At 78.1% G+C, this 762-nt stretch carries 1 protein-coding gene; it reads left to right on the top strand.

Going from position 1 to position 762, the window contains the following annotated elements:
* Nucleotides 1-44 precede the first annotated feature (44 nt).
* A partial coding sequence (locus CRM73_RS19425; protein WP_229588828.1) for a hypothetical protein occupies nt 45-762 on the top strand: 718 nt, incomplete at its 3' end.

Genomic DNA, 762 nt, shown 5'->3' with positions numbered 1-762 from the left:
GCCCGTCGCCCCCCGCCCGTCCTCCCGTCCGCCCAGGAGCGCCCGTGTCCTCCCCCGTCCCCGGCCGCCGCAGCAGGTCGCTGCGGCTGCCGCTGTTCGTGCTCCTGCTCGTCGGCGCCGTGCTCGCGGCGGGGGTCCTCGTGGCCGTCGAGCTGCGCGCGGGCCGGCCCTCGGCCGGGGAGCCCCGGTGCGTGGTCGCGAGCACGGACGGGGACGGTCAGCGGCAGCGGCACGCCCTGTCCGCGGAGCAGTCCGCCAACGCCGCCCTGATCACCGCGGAGTCCGTGGCGCGCGGCACCGACCCGTACGCGGCGGTCGTGGCCCTGGCGACCGCGATGCAGGAGTCGCAACTGGTCAACATCGACTACGGGGACCGGGACTCCGTGGGGCTGTTCCAGCAGCGCCCCTCCCAGGGCTGGGGCACGGTCGAGCAGATCATGGACCCGGCCCACGCCACGGCCGCCTTCTACGACGGCCTCGCCGAGCTCGACTACCGGACGATGTCCGTCACCGACGCCGCGCAGGCGGTCCAGCGCTCCGGGCACCCCGAGGCGTACGCGCGGCACGAGGGCCTCGCCCGGGCCTTCGCCGGCAGCCTGACCGGCGCCACGGAGGGCTCGCTCAACTGCGTGCTCCACGACCCCGAGCACCCCGGGGACCCGCGCCGGGCGGCCGACGCCCTCCGCGACGCGTTCCGCACGGCGGTGCCCGCCCCGCGCACGGACGGCGACCGGGTGGTCGTGCCGGCGCCCGGGGAGCCGG

Source organism: Kocuria sp. CCUG 69068, from assembly GCF_020833785.1.
Lineage (GTDB): Bacteria > Actinomycetota > Actinomycetes > Actinomycetales > Micrococcaceae > Kocuria > Kocuria rosea.
This window is presented reverse-complemented; position numbering and strand designations above follow the sequence as displayed.